Source organism: Allofrancisella guangzhouensis, from assembly GCF_000815225.1.
Taxonomy (GTDB): Bacteria; Pseudomonadota; Gammaproteobacteria; order Francisellales; family Francisellaceae; genus Francisella; species Francisella guangzhouensis.
This window is the reverse complement of sequence record NZ_CP010427.1, coordinates 1,503,541-1,521,367: the sequence shown is the minus strand read 5'-3', so window position 1 is coordinate 1,521,367 and position 17,827 is coordinate 1,503,541. Positions and strand designations below refer to the sequence as shown.

Genomic DNA, 17,827 nt, shown 5'->3' with positions numbered 1-17,827 from the left:
TTTAGTTAACAATAGGAGTAATGAATGAAACTCAAAAAACTACTACTAGCAACAATACTAGCAATCCCAGCCATAGCCTATTGCGGATTTATAGACTGGATAACTGGTTATCCAGACGTTAAAGAAAAAATAGAGAAACGTCTAGAAGAAAAATATCAAGGTGACAAGTTTGAAGTTTGGGATGTAAGTTACTCAAGTAATTTAGGTGGGTATAATTTTAAGGCTAAAGATTTAAGTTATAAAGATTTAGAGTCTGGAGGTTCATACTATGAAAAATCTAATAAGGTAGTAGATAACTTTGGCAATGCTAAACAAGCTATGGACTGGAAGGCTCTTTTTAGATCTTATGTAGATGCTGTAAGTACAAATAATGTGATTCGAGCAAGTATTGATGGGGCAAATCCTGTAGACGGCGAGTATCAAAAGCCTATAAGTGAGATGAGAAAGACTTTAGCAGTTTTATTCAATAACAGTATTCCAATGAAAGAGAAAATAAAGCAAAGACATGATTATATAAGTGTATACAACACTATCTATGTAGATGCTCCAAAAACTGCAGAAGGAATGCTTAAGGTTTTAGAGATGATAGAGAATATTAATAATTATTTTAGATCATTACATCTATATAGTTATGAGTTAGAAGTAGCTGTATATGATTTACCTAAAGGTTTGACTTTTGATAAATATATAGATGAAGCGGTAGATAAAAATATAGATTATAACTGGTCAGATTTTGAAAATGATGGCGATATCCAAAAGTATGCTTGGGGCTGGCTACGCATATATGGCTGTGAGAAAAATAGTATAGAGAAGTATTGTAAGACTTATTTTGGAATTAAAGATGAGCAAAAGCGTCAAAATGCAATTTTTAGATATAGTACAGCAGACCGAATTCATAGTTTAGCTGATATAGCTAGAGAGTTTCATTTATTTAAGAACTATGGAAAACCTACAGTTCCATACTGGAGAAAACAGGATAATCCAGATGATTTAGTATGGATAGCAGTTAGAAGAGAATACATACCATTAATAGACACGCAATTATATAAACAAGTTTTACAATTAGACAATAAATAAAGAGGGAAATATTATGAGCAACACAACTTCTACAAATCAATTAGCAGGGTCAACAGCAGAAGTATCAGCGGTATTGAACAATTCCCCTTCAAGCGTTGAAGGGGTGGCTTGCATAGCAAGACGGGGTAGTACTTTGAAATCTACATTTTTAGTTGATCCGGTGAGATAGTTTTTACTATATGAATATTAAATTACCTTATAACTCTAAATTAAAGCAAAGAGCAAAAGAATTGCGCCAAGCAGGCAATTTATCAGAAGTGTTATTGTGGAATAAACTTAGAAATAAGCAGTTATTGAATCTAGACTTTCATCGTCAAAAAATAATAGGTAATTACATAGTAGATTTTTATTGTCCTAGTTTGAATATAGTAATAGAAGTAGATGGTTCTAGCCATAATAATAAGTTTGAATATGATGAACAAAGGCAAGTTTATTTAGAAAGTTTAGGTTTGGGTATTGAGAGAATATTAGATGAAGATGTTAAATTTAATATTGAAGGAGTGTTATTTTATTTAGAGGGTAAACTACAAAAGTTAAAAGTACTACCCCGTCAGTCTAGCGACTGCCACCCCTTCAACACTTGAAGGGGAATTTTTAGTTAACAATAGGAGTAATGAATGAAACTCAAAAAACTACTACTAGCAACAATACTAGCGATACCGGTGATGGGATATTGTGGGCTTTTAGATTGGCTAACTGGTTATCCGGAGGTTAGGGAGAAAATAGAGAAGCGTCTAGAAGGGAAGTATCAAGGTGACAAGTTTGAAGTTTGGGATGTCAGCTACTCAAGTAATTTAGGTGGGTATAATTTTAAGGCTAAAGATTTAAGTTATAAAGATTTAGAGTCTGGAGGTTCATACTATGAGAAGGTTAATAAAGTTGTAGATAATTTTGGTCAATATAAACAAAATTTAGACTGGAAGGCATTATTTAAACCATATGTTGATGCTGTAAGTACTAATAATATGATAGTACCTAATATAGATGGAGCTAATGAAGTGGGGTGGAAAGAGAAACAACAGAAAGATCATAAACCAGATAATATGATGAAGACATGGGAATTGTTAGCAAACCCAGATATGACTATGCAAGAGAAGATAGCTAAGGGACATAATTATATTAGGACAGAGGCAACTATTCATGTAGATGCTCCAAAAACTCCAGAAAGTATGCTTAAAGTTTTAGAGATGATAGAGAATCTTAATAATTATTTTAGGTCATTAAAATTATACAGCTATAAATTAGAAGTAACAGTCTATGATTTACCCAAAGGCTTAACTTTTGATAACTATATAGATGATGCTGTAGATAAAGATATTGACTATAGTATGTTAGATTTTAAAAACGATGGAGATATCCAAAAGTATGCTTGGGGCTGGTTGCAGATATATGGCTGTGAGTATAATTCTAATTTTGAGAAATCATGCAATACACAGTATCTAGATAAAGATGAAAATTCAAGATTAAAGATGATTAAACATTTGACATCAGCAGACCGTATCCATAGTTTGGATGATATAGCTAAGCAATTTCATTTGTATGATCATCCAGGTAAACCAACACACTGGAATCCTCAAGCACCAAGCTGGATAGGTTGGCATGGAGCAAGAATAGAATACACACCATTAATAGACACACAAATATATAAGCAAGTTTTACAATTAGAAAATAAATAAAGGGAGAAAATTATGTCAAATCAATTAGCAGGGTCAACAGCAGAAGTATCAGCGGTATTGAACAATTCCCCTTCAAGTGTTGAAGGGGTGGCTTGCATAGCAAGACGGGGTAGTACTTTGAAATCTACATTTTTAGTTGATCCGGTGAGATAGTTTTTACTATATGAATATTAAATTACCTTATAACTCTAAATTAAAGCAAAGAGCAAAAGAATTGCGCCAAGCAGGCAATTTATCAGAAGTGTTATTGTGGAATAAACTTAAAAATAAACAGTTACTTAATCTAGATTTTAATCGCCAAAGAATAATAGGTAATTACATAGTAGATTTCTATTGTCCTAGTCTAAATATAGTAATAGAAGTAGATGGTTCTAGCCATAATAATAAGTGTGAATATGATGAACAAAGGCAAGTTTATTTAGAAAGTTTAGGTTTGGGTATTGAGAGAATATTAGATGAAGATGTTAAATTTAATATTGAAGGAGTGTTATTTTATTTAGAGGGTAAACTACAAAAGTTAAAAGTACTACCCCGTCAGTCTAGCGACTGCCACCCCTTCAACACTTGAAGGGGAATTTTTAGTTAACAATAGGAGTAATGAATGAAACTCAAAAAACTACTACTAGCAACAATACTAGCAATACCAGCCATAGCCTATTGCGGATTTATAGACTGGATAACTGGTTATCCAGACGTTAAAGAAAAAATAGAGAAACGTCTAGAACAGAAGTATCAAGGTGACAAGTTTGAAGTTTGGGATGTCAGCTACTCAAGTAATTTGGGTGGGTATAATTTCGAGTATAAGCCTAATGATAGTGACTACACATATAAAGGCTCATATTTTCCTAAACAAGATAGACTAGCAGCTAATGGCTATATGTGGGATAGAGTATCCAAGCAATGGCGCGATATATTTGATCCATATGTTAAGAAGATTGGAGGTAATTACTTGATAATAGGAGGTTTAGGTTCAGGGAGTCCTGGGTCTGGGCTTGAGAGTAAAGAGCAAAAAGAAAAATACTATGATCAGGTTGATGCTTCTTTAGGATATATGTTTGATACAGGATCAACTAAGGAATGGATTGCAAAGAAACATAATTATATTCGTGGTAATTTAAGTGTGTTCATAGAAGCACCACGGACAGCAGAAGATATTTATAAGATTTTACAGATGGCAGAAAAAATAAATACTAAACTTAGATCATTTGGTTTATACAGCTATAAGCTAGAGGTTATAACTTATGATTTACCTGAAGGTTTTAACATTGATAACTATTTTGAAGAAGTTAAGAGTGATTTTACAACATCTATTGACTGGTGGTTTGTTGAGGGAATCCAAAAATATGCCTGGGGATATTTATATTTAGCTTCGTGTACGAAGATAAATGATTTCGAAAAAGCTTGTAATACTCAATATGGAGTAGAAAACATAAAAACAAGGAAAAAAATAGTAACTGGTAATACAACTGCCGATAGAATAAGTAGCTTAAATGATATAGCCAAAGAGTTTCGTTTAGTAGATAAGTTTGGGGTGCCGAACAAATGCTCAAACCTAGGGTGTTCAGGTATATGGCATGCAAGATCAAGAGCACATACACCACTCAAAGATAGCAAGTATTACACAACTTTAGAAAAATTAATAAGTAAGGGAGAGTAGTGACCATGAGTAGTTTTAACAAAGATATATCAGCAAAGTTAAGTAACTTAATGTATTCAGATGCTTTAAATATTAATGAAGTCCAAAGTAACGATGGTTCTCAAACTGTTTATGACCAGTTTTATACAAAGAATGATAAAGGTGAATTTGTATTTAGGGATAGCGTCGATGCTGATACTAAAGCATATCTAAATAGTAACCCAGATGTTGTCAGGGAAATACAAGAATACAACGTAGCAGCTATATCAGGAGATAACTTAAATGGCTATGCTGGCATGGTTGTAAGCCCTAAAGGAGCAAGTGATAAAGCAATGGTAGTTAATAGAGGTACTGAAATTACTAGTGTCACTGATATAGCTACAGATGTAGCAATGGGTATTGATAATATTTTTAGTGATAGTTATGAGGTATCTCAGCTAGGATCAGCTCAAAAGCTTTTAGAGAATGCTAGACTTAATCAACCAGATATCCAAGAAGTATCCTCTACAGGACATTCATTGGGAGGAGCTTTAGCTATTGCAGTACAGAAATCTGTAATTCAAAATCCAGATTTACAGATGGGTGAGACATATGCCTATAATCCACCAGGGTTTGCTGATATGTCTACAGAAGGTATGACAGAAGCACAAATAGCAGAGATGAAATCAAAGTCGCATGTGTATAGTGTGTCAGGTGATCCAGTATCAGAGAGATGGAATGATCATATAACCGCACCGGAAAAAATATATTCATCTTCAGATGGAGGTATTTTAGGTTTTGATTATCATTCAATGGCTCCTATAGTTACTGAAAATGCCACTACATTTAACACAACTTACCTCAACCAAGACAATAGTCTAAACGAGACAGCTTTAGCAGCTAGACTATCATTTTTAAGTGAAGTATCAGCAGATATGAAAGCACTAATATCTGGTATGGGTGATATGGATAAAGTTACAAGCTATGCAGCTAGTCTGCTAGGAGTAGCAAACTCAGAGAATCCATATGCTATTCTAGCAGCTGCTGAAGCAGAACTTTTAGGTTTACAAAATATGTTAGGTCATTCCGAGGGATACCAAGCAGTAGCAGCTAACTACGCAAGTATCCTTGAGAACTATGAGTTTATTCAAGAGTCTCTTGGAGGTGAGCAGGGAGTTGCTATAGTTAGTAACCTTACTGAAGCTGTATCAGATCAAAGTATAGAGGTTAAAGAGCAGTTTGTTGAGTCACTTAAAGATAATAGTTTTATCAAAGGCATAATAGAGACAGCATTAGGTTTGGACTTTACAACAGCACAAAACGTATTATTAGATCAAGTATATGATATTGCAGAGCGTACTAGAAGCGCTGAGAGAGTTATAGTACGAAGAGGTGACCCATTAACTTTTGATTTAGACGGAGATGGCATCGAGACAATAGCTGTAGAAGATGGAGTATTATTTGACCATGCTGGTCATAGCGTAAAGCATGGTACAGGCTGGGTAAGTGCAGATGATGGTCTGTTAGTTCGAGATATAGATGGTAATGGAACTATAGATTCAGGTCGAGAGTTATTTGGTGATAATACTATTAAAGAAGATGGAAGCATAGCTAGTAATGGCTTTGATGCATTGAGAGAGTTAGATACTAACGCCGATGGGGTCTTTGATATAAAAGATGAAGAATTTGAGAAGCTTCAAATCTGGCAGGATAAGAATCAAGATGGTATCTCACAGCAAGATGAACTAAGTAGCTTGAGTGAAGCTGGGATTAAAGAGATCAATCTCAATGCAACTAGAGTTGTAAGAAATACAGCAGCAGGAAATATAACTCATATAAGTAGTTTCACAAAAACTGATGGAACTACAGCAGAGGTTGGTAATTTATTTTTAGATAGAGAGCCTGCTATTAGAGAGTTTGTTAATGATACAGTAGAGGCTTCTGCTGAGATACAAGAACTAGGTATAGAAATCAAAGGTATAGGTCGAGTTAGAAGCTTATCCAAAGCGGCTAGTTTAGATGATGAATTAGGCAATATTTTAAAAGAGATGAAAGCTAATCCAATAGAAAGCTTTAAAGATATGTCGAAAGTAGGTGTTTTAATTAGTGAATGGACCAGATCTACAGATTTTTCAGATACTCTAAAAATTGAAAATTTAAAACTAGAGGACGGTACTACTTTTAAATTTGACATTTCTGATAAAACTAGACGCACACTTGAAAAAATCCAAACGTTAGAAGCTTTAACAGATAATGATATGATAAGTATGAGTGTTTCTAACGAGCAATTAAACCTAAGTTATGGAGGAGTTGTTAGAAGTTACGCTATAACTAGAGGACAGGAGAATATATTAACAGATGAGATATTTGTAAACACTTGGAGTCAAGTTGGTGGTGTGACTGGCATGAGTACCAACGGAATAAATAGCTTATACAATGATGTTGTAAGATCAATAGAGACATCGATCTTTAAACAGGTAGCTTATCCAGAAATTCTATCGAAATTAGATTTTACATATAATACAAATGGTAATGTGATAGATGTTGATTTTAGTAGATTAAATGAATATATATATTCTGAATCAGACGGAAATATAGCAACTACAGTAAACTTAGTAGCGAATATAAAAAGTATATTAGGTGAAGGGTTTAGTGATTACAAATGGGATTATAATAAGTTGTTTGAAGGAGATAGTGATTTGTCTTTACTATCTCAGCTAGAACTTAATCAATTTGGAACTGTGAATAGTAGTGGTATAGTTATAAACGGAAAAAGGTTGATTATAGGAAGTAGTAAAGATGCTGATATCGAGACTACTCTTGGAGAAAATAATATAGTTATTGGAGGTGCAGGTAATGATATTATCCACAGTAATTATATGACTAATGACACTATAGTTTATAACTTAGGAGATGGCTTAGATACTATAAAACAAGGGAGCTATAATTACTCTTCCCGTGAAAATACAGCAGATAAAGTTATATTTGGCGAAGGGATAAGCTTAAGTAATTTGTCATTTAGGAGAGAAGAAAAAGATTTAATCATAAATATAAATAATGATGAATCTCAAGGATTAATTTTAGAAAACTATTATGTAATAGGTAATAAATGGAACGATAGTGATCATATTAAGAGTTTTGAATTTAGTGACGGTACAGTTATATATAGAGATGATAAGTTTTTAAGCCCTACGTATTATGGAACGCAAGGTGATGATACTATTCAATCGACTAAATTCTCCGAGACTATTATTGCTGGTAAGGGCGATGATTTAATTAGAGATGACGGAGAAGTATTTGAAGATGGTTTTTATAACTATTATTCAGATGATTCAGCAGACACAATAATTTATAATCTGGGAGATGGTTTTGATACTATAATTTCAGAAGTTTCATATAAAGAAGCTAGAGATACATTAGTATTTGGAGAGGGGATATCGCTAGAGAATTTATCTTTTATTCGAGATGGTAATGATCTGACAATAAATATAAATAATGATGTTAGCCAAGGTGTAAAGATTAGAAAATTTTTTTATAGTAGTAAAATCAAAGATATAAAATTAGCAGACGGGACGATATTAGATAAGAATTCTGAACAAATAAACTCTCCAATTATTGGTACAGATGGCGATGATATTATATATACAGGTATAAGTGATGATGTTATAGAAGCTGGCAGGGGTGATGATATCATTCGTTTAAGTGCTACTAATGGTGCTAGCTACGGAAGTTATAGGGAGGAAACCAATAGTTACCTGAATAAAGATACTTCAAAAAACACTATCAAATATAGCTTAGGAGATGGATTTGACACTTTAATCGGTGGATCTAATACATTAAATACAATATCATTTGGGGAAGGTATTACTCAGGATGATTTGTCTTTCAAGAAGGATGGAAGTGATTTAATTATCCAGGTTGGAGACGATATAACACAAGGCTTAAAAGTAAGGCAGTTTTATAGTGGTCGCAATAACCTTACAGGATTTGAATTCGCTGATGGTTCAGTTTTATATAAAACCGACATTAAAATAGATACAGATGCAGATGACGTTTTAGTAGGTAATAATGATAACATTATTACCGGTAATGATACCTTAAAAGATGGAGAAGGCTCAGACACTTACGTTAAGGATGTAGGAGATAATTTAGCTATAAACGATACTCAAGATGGGGATAGATACATTTTGACCCGCTATTACCAGGAGCAAGCCCGCGAGCGAAATGCAACTAAGGTAATAGCTAAACTAGCAGATGGCAGTACTTATGATTTTGCAGCTATGAATGAAACGCTACGCATGCTTAGAGATTTATCAATAGCTGAATATGAAGCTAAGCGTAATCAAAACCAAGATACAGATATAGCTGGAGGGGCCCTAGTTGAAAATCATATTGCTACAGAATTGGATAATTCTGAAATCCTAGAAATGTGGGCTCCTAAGAGTTCTGAAAATGGGTGATGGCAGCCACACCTCCTCTTGCAAGCAAGCTACTCCTTTCAAAAGGAGAATAGTATGCAAAATTCTTATGACAAGGATAATGAATTTAGATATTTAAAATTAAGCACATATATTTTTAAAAACTGGTAAAATAATTAGCAAGAGCAGTAGAGCACTTTTAGTAATGATTTTTACAACACTCAAGTCTTGGTATCAAAAAAAGTATTTAAATAATGAGCCGGTTATTTTTATTGGTTTAATGCTATTTTTTTACTTAGTTTTAACTTTTCTAGGTAATTATATAGCGCCAATACTAGCGGCTTTAGTTATAGCTTATTTACTAGATACTTTTGTTAATATCCTTCATAAAGCAACACGTATAAATAGAAAATTTTTAGTTTACCTGGTGTTTATTATCTTCTTAATAGTTTTATTATCGGTAATATTTGTACTATTACCTATTATTATTAATCAGTTAATTGATTTTATAAAACAAGGTTCACATACATTATCTAGTTTAAAAAATAGCTTAGAAGAGTTATCTTTAAAATACCCAAGTTTACTTACTGAAGATAGGATAAATAATGTAGTAAGTTGGTTTGATACGATTGATTGGCAAAAACTCAGCTCTAATGTTGGTTCATTTATACTTCAACGTACAGCAGCAACTTTGCCAGTACTATTTTCAGCATTGATTTATTTATTCTTGGTACCTTTGATGATTTTTTATTTCTTAAAAGATAAAGAAAAAATAATTAATTGGTTTAAGGGATTTTTACCACAAGAAAATGGAGCATTATATTACGTTTGGAATGATTTAAAGCCAAAATTGGCTGATTACGTTCGAGGTAAGGTGATTGAGTTTATTATAGTATCTATTACTACATATATAGGGTTTGCTTATTTTAACCTTAACTATGCAATATTATTAGCTTTTGGTGTGGGTATTTCTGTTATTATTCCATATGTTGGAATGGTTTTAGTTACTATTCCAGTGGTAATGGTTGCAATGTTTCAGTATGGTTTTAGCATGACTTTTGTATGGATGTTAACTGTATATTTTACAATACAAGCTTTAGACGGTAATTTGTTAGTGCCATTATTATTTTCAGAGGTTTTAAACATGCACCCTGTGGGAGTAGTTTCTGCTATATTAATATTTGGTGGAATGTGGGGATTATGGGGTATTTTCTTTGCGATACCTTTAGGTTTATTGTTTATGTCTGGTGTTAATATGTTTAGAAATCATGTTAAAAGTAAACGAGAAACATCTAATTTAAATTTATGTTAGTTAGGCAAAAACAAATTAATAAGCAAGTTTATGACTATTTAATATCTAATAAATATGATTCATTTATAGCTAAACTCATTGCTACAAGAACCCAAAGTGTAGACAGTCTAGATTTAATAATAAATGGCTCAATTAAAGACTTATCATCGCCATTTTTATTTAAAGATATACAAAAAGCTGTAGATAGGCTTTATCTTGCTTTGCAACAAGGTGAAATTATTGGTTTAGAAACAGACCATGATTGTGATGGACAAACATCTCAGGCAATTCTTTACGAAGCTTTAACTAAAATTTTTAATCATCCTAAAGAAAAAATCAGATCATATATCGGTCATAGAATGAAAGAAGGTTATGGCCTGTCAGAATCTGTTATGAATAGAATCCTTACAGATAACGTCCGACCAAGTTTGATTATAACAGCAGATAATGGTTCTACAGATGAAGCTAGGATCGCTATTCTTAAGCAAAATGGTATTGATACTATAGTCACAGATCATCATGGTATTCCACCAGAAGGGCCACCTAAAAGCGCTGTAGCAATTTTAAACCCCACTCAAGTAGATTGTCAGTACCCTGATAAATCTATAGCTGGATGTATGGTAGCGTGGCTTTTTATGGCTGCATTGCGCCGCAAGTTTATTCAAAGTAATAAGGTTATCTCTAATGAGTATGGTTTAAGTGATTTACTTGATTTAGTAGCTATTGGTACAGTAGCAGATTGTGTTAGTATGGCTAATAGTCACAACAATCGTATAGTAACTAAACTAGGCATTAGTCAGCTTAAGAGGGGTATCAGAAATTGCTGGGATTTTTTTGATAGAGATAAAATATCAAGCGAATATATAGGTTTTAGTATAGCTCCTATATTAAATAGTGATGGTAGGGTAGCTGATGCTCTAGGCTCAGTAAACTTTTTATTAGAAAGTGATATAGAAAGAATAGCAGATATTTTCCAGAACCTTACAGAACAAAATAATCAACGCAAAGAAATCCAAAAACAGCTTTCAGATGAGGTTATGAAACAAGCACAAGAACTTAATCATACTAAAAATTCTTTGTGCATTTTCCTCAAAAATGGTCATACAGGTATACATGGTATATCAGCAAGTAAACTCAAAGAAAAATTTGGTAAACCTGTAATTATATTTTCACAAACTCAGATAGATCCTAATTTAATATCAGGATCTGCTAGAAGTGTAGATGGTATAGATATTAAACAAATATTAGATATGATAGCAAATACGAATCCTAATTTGATGTTAAAGTATGGGGGGCATAAAGGTGCTGCGGGATTAACTATTAAAAAACAAGATTTTGATAGCTTTTATGAGATTTTTGAAAAATGTATAAATAAACTAGTTACTGAGCTTAGTTTAAGTTTAAAGCCTTATGTAGAATATGATTTTGAACTTGATGGGAGTGATTTTTGTTTAGAGACTTTAGACAAAATAGATACTTTAGAACCTTTTGGCAGAGAGTTCGAGAAACCAATTTTTTACAATAAATTTATAGTAGAAAACTTTCGATTAGTTGGCAAGGATCAAAGTCATGCACAAATGGTTTTACGTTACAATGATACTCAGTCAATTAAGGCAATCTGGTTTAACGCCTTCGATAGTAAAATAGTTGATAAAATAAACTTCGGAGATACTATCAAAGCTTGTTACCAGCTGCAGAAAGAAGAATTCCTTGGACAGGTATCCTTATCATTAAATATTAAAACAATTCAATTATGAAAAACCATAAATTTATAGAAGATCATTTACATAGAAATGTAGGTGATATCGAAGTAGAGTATTTTAATAGTATAAGTTCTACAAATGATTATATCTTAAACAAAAATTTTACTCATAAATATCACCTATGTTATGCAGATACTCAAACTAAAGGAAAAGGTCAAAGAGGAAGTGAGTGGATCTCTAAAGGTAAAGACAATATCTACGCAACGCTAGGGTTTTCCTGTGATTTTAGCATAAACCAAAATACTTTAAGTGGTATTAAAGTAGCCATAGGAGTGTTGAAAGCTATTAGAAATTATATACCAGTAGAATCAAGAGAAAACCTAAAGATAAAATTGCCTAATGACATTTATTATAAAGATCAAAAATTAGCGGGCATCTTAATAGAAACAAAGAACATCAAAAAATCTAGCTTTGATGTGATCATTGGTGTAGGAATAAATGTTAATATGTTTGAATTAGATGAAAAGATTGATCGTTTATGGACGTCATTAGCTATTATTAGGGGACAAGCTGTAGATAGTGCTAATTTATTAGTGTCTATGATTATTGAAATTATAAAGTCTTTTAGTAAAAGTATAGATGAAACTTTAGAAACTTTTGCAAAGTATGATTATGTATTGAATAGGCAAATAGCTTTTAATTATGGTGGCCAAATCTATAAAGCAACAGCTAAAGGTATATCAAATAATCTCAAGCTTATTTTAGAGTCAGAGGATATGAATAAGTTTGAGGTAGATATAGCAAGTATAAGTAAAATTAGAGTAATAGAAAATGAGCATATACAATATTAAAAAAAGATCAGAGTATTTAGAAAAAATCCGTGAATATTTTAAAAATTTAAATGTTTTGGAGGTAGACACTCCATTAGCTTATAACTATGGTGTCACAGACCCATTTATAGATGTATTTCCAATTAATACTGCAGTGGGTAGACGATATCTGCAAAGCTCTCCTGAATACGCAATGAAAAGACTTCTAGCTGCTGGTAGTGGTAGTATATACCAAATATGTAAAGCATTTCGTAATGAGCCTGCTTGTGGTAGTTTACATAATTTTGAATTTACTATGTTAGAGTGGTATAGAATAGGGATAGATTATTTTCAACTTATGGAAGAAATGGAAATTTTGTTTTTAAAACTCAACCCTAGTCTTGAATTTTGTTATTTAAGTTACCAACAGGCATTTGAAAAGTGTTATGGTTTTAATCCACATTTGGCAAACTTAGAGCAGTTGCTAGGCTACGTAGATAAATATGTCGGTAAAGTTCAAGGTTTAGATAATCCAAGTGTAGCAGATTGTTTAGATATATTATTTAGCTACAAAATTGAAAAAAGTCTTAATAAAGCAAATACAGTTTATTTTATTTTTAATTACACTGTTGAGCAGTCTGCTTTAGCAAAGAAAGTTACGGATGATAATAACCAACTTGTAGCTGCGAGATTTGAGGTTTTTTATAATACAATAGAGCTTGCTAACGGCTACTATGAACTTATTGATAAACAAGAGCAATTAAAGCGATTTCAGACTGATTTAGAAATTCGTGATAAACAAGGTAAGACAGTTCTGGATATAGATAAAGAGTTACTTGCATGCATTGATAAAATCCCTCAATGTTCTGGGGTAGCACTGGGATTTGATAGGCTTTTAATGGGTCTTGAGAGTATTGATAATATTAAAAAACTTTCTATCTTTTAAGTCATTAATAACTGCAGTTTTATTTGACCATTACACTATTTTTGCTTCTGAGTATCCTAATTCAAGCACCTAATAAACTGCATTGGAACCCTCTTTCAACTATTTTATAACTCTGAGAATACAATCTAAGATTCAACTTAGAGGGAAGCTTGTGTCTTTTCTAATAAGTTAACTATTTCTGTATGACCACTCTGGCGAGCAATAGATAAAGGGGTTGTTCCAGTATTTTTAGTTTTGTTTATATCAGCACCATTCTTTAGTAACAAACTAACTATTTCTATATGGCCGTTTTGGCAAGCAATAAATAAAGGGGTTGTTCCGGTATTTCTAGCTTTGTTTATGTCTGCACCATTTTTTAGTAACAAACTAACTATTTCTGTATGACCGTTTTGGCATGCAGTATATAAAGGGGTTGACCCTCCAGTATTTCTAGCTTTGTTTATATCAGAACTACCCTCCTTTAGTAACAAATCAATTATTTCCGTATGACCACTTTGGCAGGCAATATATAGTAAATTAGTATCCTTGTGATAACCTCTATCAAAAATATTCTTAAGCATTTTTTTATAGTAGTTACCGTCACCTATTATTTTATTTGTATAAGTAATTCTGATATTTGTTAGTGATTCTACAATAATTTTTCTATATTCTAAATTATTATCTGGTGATAATGCTTCTTCATAAATGAGCTCATAAAGATCATCCACATTTATAGTTGTTAGTTTATTACGAGTAGATATTGCTCGCTCTTTGTGGTCCTCCCATGGTATATCATTTATGTATTTAGTTAATCTATTATATATTTCATTTTTGGTATTAGTGAGGCTGCTTTTTAAATCAGACTCATTATAGAAGCTACTAAATTGATCAGCTTTATTTTTTGGACTTATATAAGCTGATATATTTAAAGCTGAGAGTTTATCCGACTCTTTGCTAAATTTAAAAGCTTTAAAAATACCATTGACTAACTGTCCTATACTACAAAAGTTCTTGGAATCAATCTTATTTTTGCCCAAATTATTAGAATCATATAATTCTAAATCAGAATTAAATGCAATTGTGTGGGTTGTACTATTTATCTTAATGTAACAACGAAGTTGATATTTTCTAAGGCCATCAATTAAAGGCTCTAGAAGTCTACAATAATTTTTTTGATTACCAATAAAGGGGTAGTTATATATTTCTATAAAAGTCGAATTTTTTTGATAAGAGATATCAGGGTTTTGAGCACTAAATTTTTCTTTACTAACATTGGTTAACGTATTACTTATAACCAATTGTGAAGTTTTTAGTACGCTTTGGCCGAAGTACCTTTTATCTCTACTAACCAAATTATACATGCCTTTATGATATGCAAGTAATCCATCTAAGAAAGCTCTTATCGATATGATTAATTTATATACATTTTTATCGCTATAGTTTAATTGCTCAATTGATTTATGGTTTTTAGATAGTTGTTTTTCATAACTACATACTGCTTTAATAAGGTCTGTTAAGTTATCATAGGAAGTACCTTGAAATTGTCCTTTTAAGGAACTACTTGTAAGTACCTTTAATCTCTTATAAAAGGTTTTAAGATCATTAGCCAAATATGCTTGGCCCCACATAGCAGCAAGACCAAAACATAAACCTGTTGGTAGTCCTAAAGCAGTATAGTAATTACCCCAACCACATTTATCTGAGATATCTTTTAAATTTTCTTTTAAATTTTTATCAAGATTAAAAGCCATATTAGGTTTTCCCTCCTTTAAACTTGTGATATACTAAATCTCTTTTTTAACCAAAATCTATGCTATATCCTAATTTTCTAGGTTCTAAGTCGAGGGACCTTTCTTTATCAACAGTACCGGTATACTATTTCCTAACGGCTCCTGCAGGTATGCTATACCAAGGATGGAGTATTTTGGTTTTGTGATAAAACGATTTGTAGCATCATGGGTATGTTCCTTAGCATGTTCCGCATAACATGTAGGAATATAATTCTCATGGTTTATTATCAAAAATTGACAGTAGTTAACTTTGCTTATACTGATAGCTTTCATATTAATGGCAACTAATGTGTTTAAGCTAAGTTTACTAAATTTTATGCTGTGTAACTTGAGTTTTATAGCGTTATAAGCTTTGAAAATATAAAAAACTTATCTATTTTTTAGAAAAATATTGAGAGACTATATCATCTATAGAATCACTAGTGATAGGAGTTTGGAGGTTTTGGTTTTTTTCATTATTATTAATTTCAGCTGGAGCTGAGCTTTGTTCTGTAGAGTTATTACTATTAGGCTCATCTATAATTATTTGACTCGTGTCTGCAGTAGCAGGTGGGTGAGCTGATATTTGTTTATTATCGTTAGTGTTAGCTGTTGTTGGATTACCTTCAGGACCACTTTTCTCAGAATTATCAATATCATAATTTATAGGAGTGTAAATTATAGAAGTTTTAGAGCTTTTAGTGTTAAAAGCTTTAGTCTCATAAATGCTCTCTTTAATAAGTTTAGCGACTAAAACTATCACTATGAAAGCTATAATTATTATTGCTAGTCTATTGAGGTAGTCAAAGAGTTTTAATTTACCATATTTAGACTTCTTGTAATACAGGATATCAATTTTATTTAGTATTGAAGTGATTTTTTTTTCTGGAATTTCCAAATATTCACAATATCTTCTAACTTGATTCTTTAGTAAAGTACTAGAGTTTTGTAAAAGGATATCGTTATCAGAGTTTTCTATATTTTCAATAGCTTCTACTGATAGATTTGTAGCATCTGCGATAGTTTTTTGTTCTAGGTTTTTAGATTCTCGAGTATTTTTTAGAAAAGTTTGGAAATTATGCATATTTACGCAATTTTATTTTATTTAAGTAGAATTATATAAGAAAAAGGAACAAATTAAAATGAAGATGTAGATAGTACTATTTAGAATTTTTCTTGCTTTCTAACAGCTTTTCTAAGAAATGAATATTTGTTCCACCTTTAATAAAAGCTTCATTGCTTAATATTTCTTGATGAAGGGGTATATTAGTTTTAATACCATTTATAACCATTTCTTCAAGAGCTGTACGCATCTTTTGTAGAGCAGTTTCTCTATCATGTGCACGTACGATAACTTTTGCTATCATAGAGTCATAGTTAGGCGGTACGGTGTAACCAGAGTAAATATGAGAATCCACTCGAACCCTAGGGCCACCTGGTGGGTGATAGACGTTTATTTTTCCTGGGGAAGGAATCATTCTTTCAGGATCTTCAGCGTTAATTCTGCACTCTATAGCATGCCCAACGATGGAAATATCTTCTTGCTTCCAGCTTAAGCCTTGACCATTAGCAACTTTTATTTGCTCTTTTATGAGGTCTGTAGATGTGATAGACTCTGTAACAGGGTGTTCAACTTGAATTCTAGTGTTCATTTCAATGAAATAAAACTCCCCATTTTCATATAAGAATTCAAATGTACCAGCACCACGATATTTAAGAACCTTACAAGCATTTACACACTGTTCGCCAATTTTCTTTCTTTCTTTATCTGTAAGACCAATTGCAGGAGCTTCTTCAATAACTTTTTGATGCCTTCTCTGTGTAGAGCAATCTCTTTCAAACAAATATACTGCTTTACCTTGACCATCTCCAAAAACTTGAATTTCAATATGACGAGGGTTTTCTAGAAATTTTTCCATGTAAACCATATCGTTATTAAAAGCGATTCTTGCTTCACTCTTAGTTAAAGAGATAGCACTTATTAAATCCTCTTTCTTTCTAACGATACTCATGCCTCGACCACCGCCACCACCAGCAGCTTTGATAATCACTGGGTAGCCAATTTTTTCAGCAATTTCTAGGTTTTTCTTATCATCGCTACCTAGAGAACCACCTGAACCAGGTACACAAGGTACACCAGCTTTTTTCATATATTTGATAGCTTCAACTTTATCACCCATAATTTCTATACTTTCTGGGCGAGGGCCTATAAAAATGAACCCGCTTTCTTCAACAGCTTTAGCAAATTTAGCATTTTCTGATAAAAAGCCATAGCCAGGGTGTATAGCATCTGCATTAGTGATTTCAGCAGCTGTAATTATACTTTGGATATTTAAATAACTAAGATTAGGAGCTGCAGGTCCTATACAAACAGCCTCATCAGCTAGCTTGACATGCATAAGATCAGCGTCAGCAGTTGAGTAAACAGCTACAGTTTTAATGCCTAGCTCTTTACAAGCTCTCAGAATCCTAAGAGCTATCTCACCTCTATTGGCGATTAGTACTTTTTTAATCATTTTATATTACCTCTTAAGAATTTGTACT

The 17,827-nt window shown here is 32.3% G+C and carries 14 protein-coding genes and 1 pseudogene; 12 read left to right on the top strand and 3 right to left on the bottom strand.

All coding sequences use genetic code 11. The annotated features are described in order from the left end of the window. The first annotated feature begins 24 nt into the window (after window positions 1-24). The 12 genes from SD28_RS07110 (at window position 25) to epmA (ending at window position 13,535) form a co-directional block, all read left to right on the top strand. On the top strand, window positions 25-1,077 hold the full coding sequence (locus tag SD28_RS07110; RefSeq protein ID WP_039125431.1) for a hypothetical protein: 1,053 nt from the start codon (window positions 25-27) through the stop codon (window positions 1,075-1,077). Between the two features lie 13 nt (window positions 1,078-1,090). Further along, window positions 1,091-1,246, top strand: coding sequence for a hypothetical protein (locus tag SD28_RS08120; RefSeq protein ID WP_157698642.1), 156 nt, complete (start codon window positions 1,091-1,093; stop codon window positions 1,244-1,246). A 10-nt stretch (window positions 1,247-1,256) separates the two neighbouring features. Further along, entirely contained in the window at window positions 1,257-1,661 is a 405-nt protein-coding gene (locus SD28_RS07105) for an endonuclease domain-containing protein (RefSeq protein WP_039123002.1), read from the top strand. Between the two features lie 33 nt (window positions 1,662-1,694). Further along, window positions 1,695-2,753 (top strand): hypothetical protein, encoded by a 1,059-nt coding sequence (locus SD28_RS07100; RefSeq protein ID WP_039125430.1) that lies wholly within the window; start codon window positions 1,695-1,697, stop codon window positions 2,751-2,753. A 12-nt stretch (window positions 2,754-2,765) separates the two neighbouring features. Beyond that, window positions 2,766-2,906: a hypothetical protein gene (locus tag SD28_RS08115; RefSeq protein ID WP_157698609.1), complete on the top strand. Its 141-nt coding sequence runs from the start codon at window positions 2,766-2,768 to the stop codon at window positions 2,904-2,906. Between the two features lie 10 nt (window positions 2,907-2,916). Continuing rightward, the gene (locus SD28_RS07095) at window positions 2,917-3,321 is read left to right on the top strand and encodes an endonuclease domain-containing protein (RefSeq protein WP_039125428.1); all 405 of its coding nucleotides are present in this window, start codon (window positions 2,917-2,919) and stop codon (window positions 3,319-3,321) included. A gap of 33 nt (window positions 3,322-3,354) precedes the next feature. Then, window positions 3,355-4,410 carry a hypothetical protein gene (locus SD28_RS07090; protein ID WP_039125426.1) on the top strand — a complete coding sequence of 352 codons (1,056 nt, stop codon included), beginning with the start codon at window positions 3,355-3,357 and terminating at the stop codon, window positions 4,408-4,410. A 5-nt stretch (window positions 4,411-4,415) separates the two neighbouring features. Beyond that, on the top strand, window positions 4,416-8,828 hold the full coding sequence (locus SD28_RS07085; RefSeq protein WP_039125424.1) for a calcium-binding protein: 4,413 nt from the start codon (window positions 4,416-4,418) through the stop codon (window positions 8,826-8,828). 163 nt (window positions 8,829-8,991) lie between these two features. Next, window positions 8,992-10,098, top strand: coding sequence for an AI-2E family transporter (locus SD28_RS07080; RefSeq protein WP_039125421.1), 1,107 nt, complete (start codon window positions 8,992-8,994; stop codon window positions 10,096-10,098). Next, the gene (recJ, locus tag SD28_RS07075) at window positions 10,092-11,834 is read left to right on the top strand and encodes a single-stranded-DNA-specific exonuclease RecJ (protein ID WP_039125419.1); all 1,743 of its coding nucleotides are present in this window, start codon (window positions 10,092-10,094) and stop codon (window positions 11,832-11,834) included. The genes SD28_RS07080 and recJ overlap by 7 nt, the downstream gene beginning before the upstream one ends. Beyond that, window positions 11,831-12,631 (top strand): biotin--[acetyl-CoA-carboxylase] ligase, encoded by an 801-nt coding sequence (locus SD28_RS07070; RefSeq protein WP_039125417.1) that lies wholly within the window; start codon window positions 11,831-11,833, stop codon window positions 12,629-12,631. Before recJ ends, SD28_RS07070 begins: the two co-directional genes overlap by 4 nt. Beyond that, a complete protein-coding gene (gene epmA, locus SD28_RS07065) occupies window positions 12,612-13,535 on the top strand; it encodes an EF-P lysine aminoacylase EpmA (RefSeq protein WP_039125415.1) in 924 nt (307 codons plus the stop codon). The genes SD28_RS07070 and epmA overlap by 20 nt, the downstream gene beginning before the upstream one ends. A 137-nt stretch (window positions 13,536-13,672) precedes the next feature. Here the strand turns inward: epmA and SD28_RS07810 are convergent, their stop codons facing one another. The 3 genes and pseudogenes from SD28_RS07810 to accC all read right to left on the bottom strand — a co-directional run bounded on the left by SD28_RS07810 (window position 13,673) and on the right by accC (window position 17,799). Further along, window positions 13,673-15,265, bottom strand: coding sequence for an ankyrin repeat domain-containing protein (locus SD28_RS07810; protein WP_052251901.1), 1,593 nt, complete (start codon window positions 15,263-15,265; stop codon window positions 13,673-13,675). A gap of 517 nt (window positions 15,266-15,782) precedes the next feature. Then, window positions 15,783-16,367, bottom strand: a pseudogene (locus SD28_RS07055) (helix-turn-helix domain-containing protein); the annotation flags it as partial. A 76-nt stretch (window positions 16,368-16,443) separates the two neighbouring features. Continuing rightward, window positions 16,444-17,799, bottom strand: coding sequence for an acetyl-CoA carboxylase biotin carboxylase subunit (gene accC, locus SD28_RS07050; protein WP_039125413.1), 1,356 nt, complete (start codon window positions 17,797-17,799; stop codon window positions 16,444-16,446). Between the last annotated feature and the right edge of the window lie 28 nt (window positions 17,800-17,827).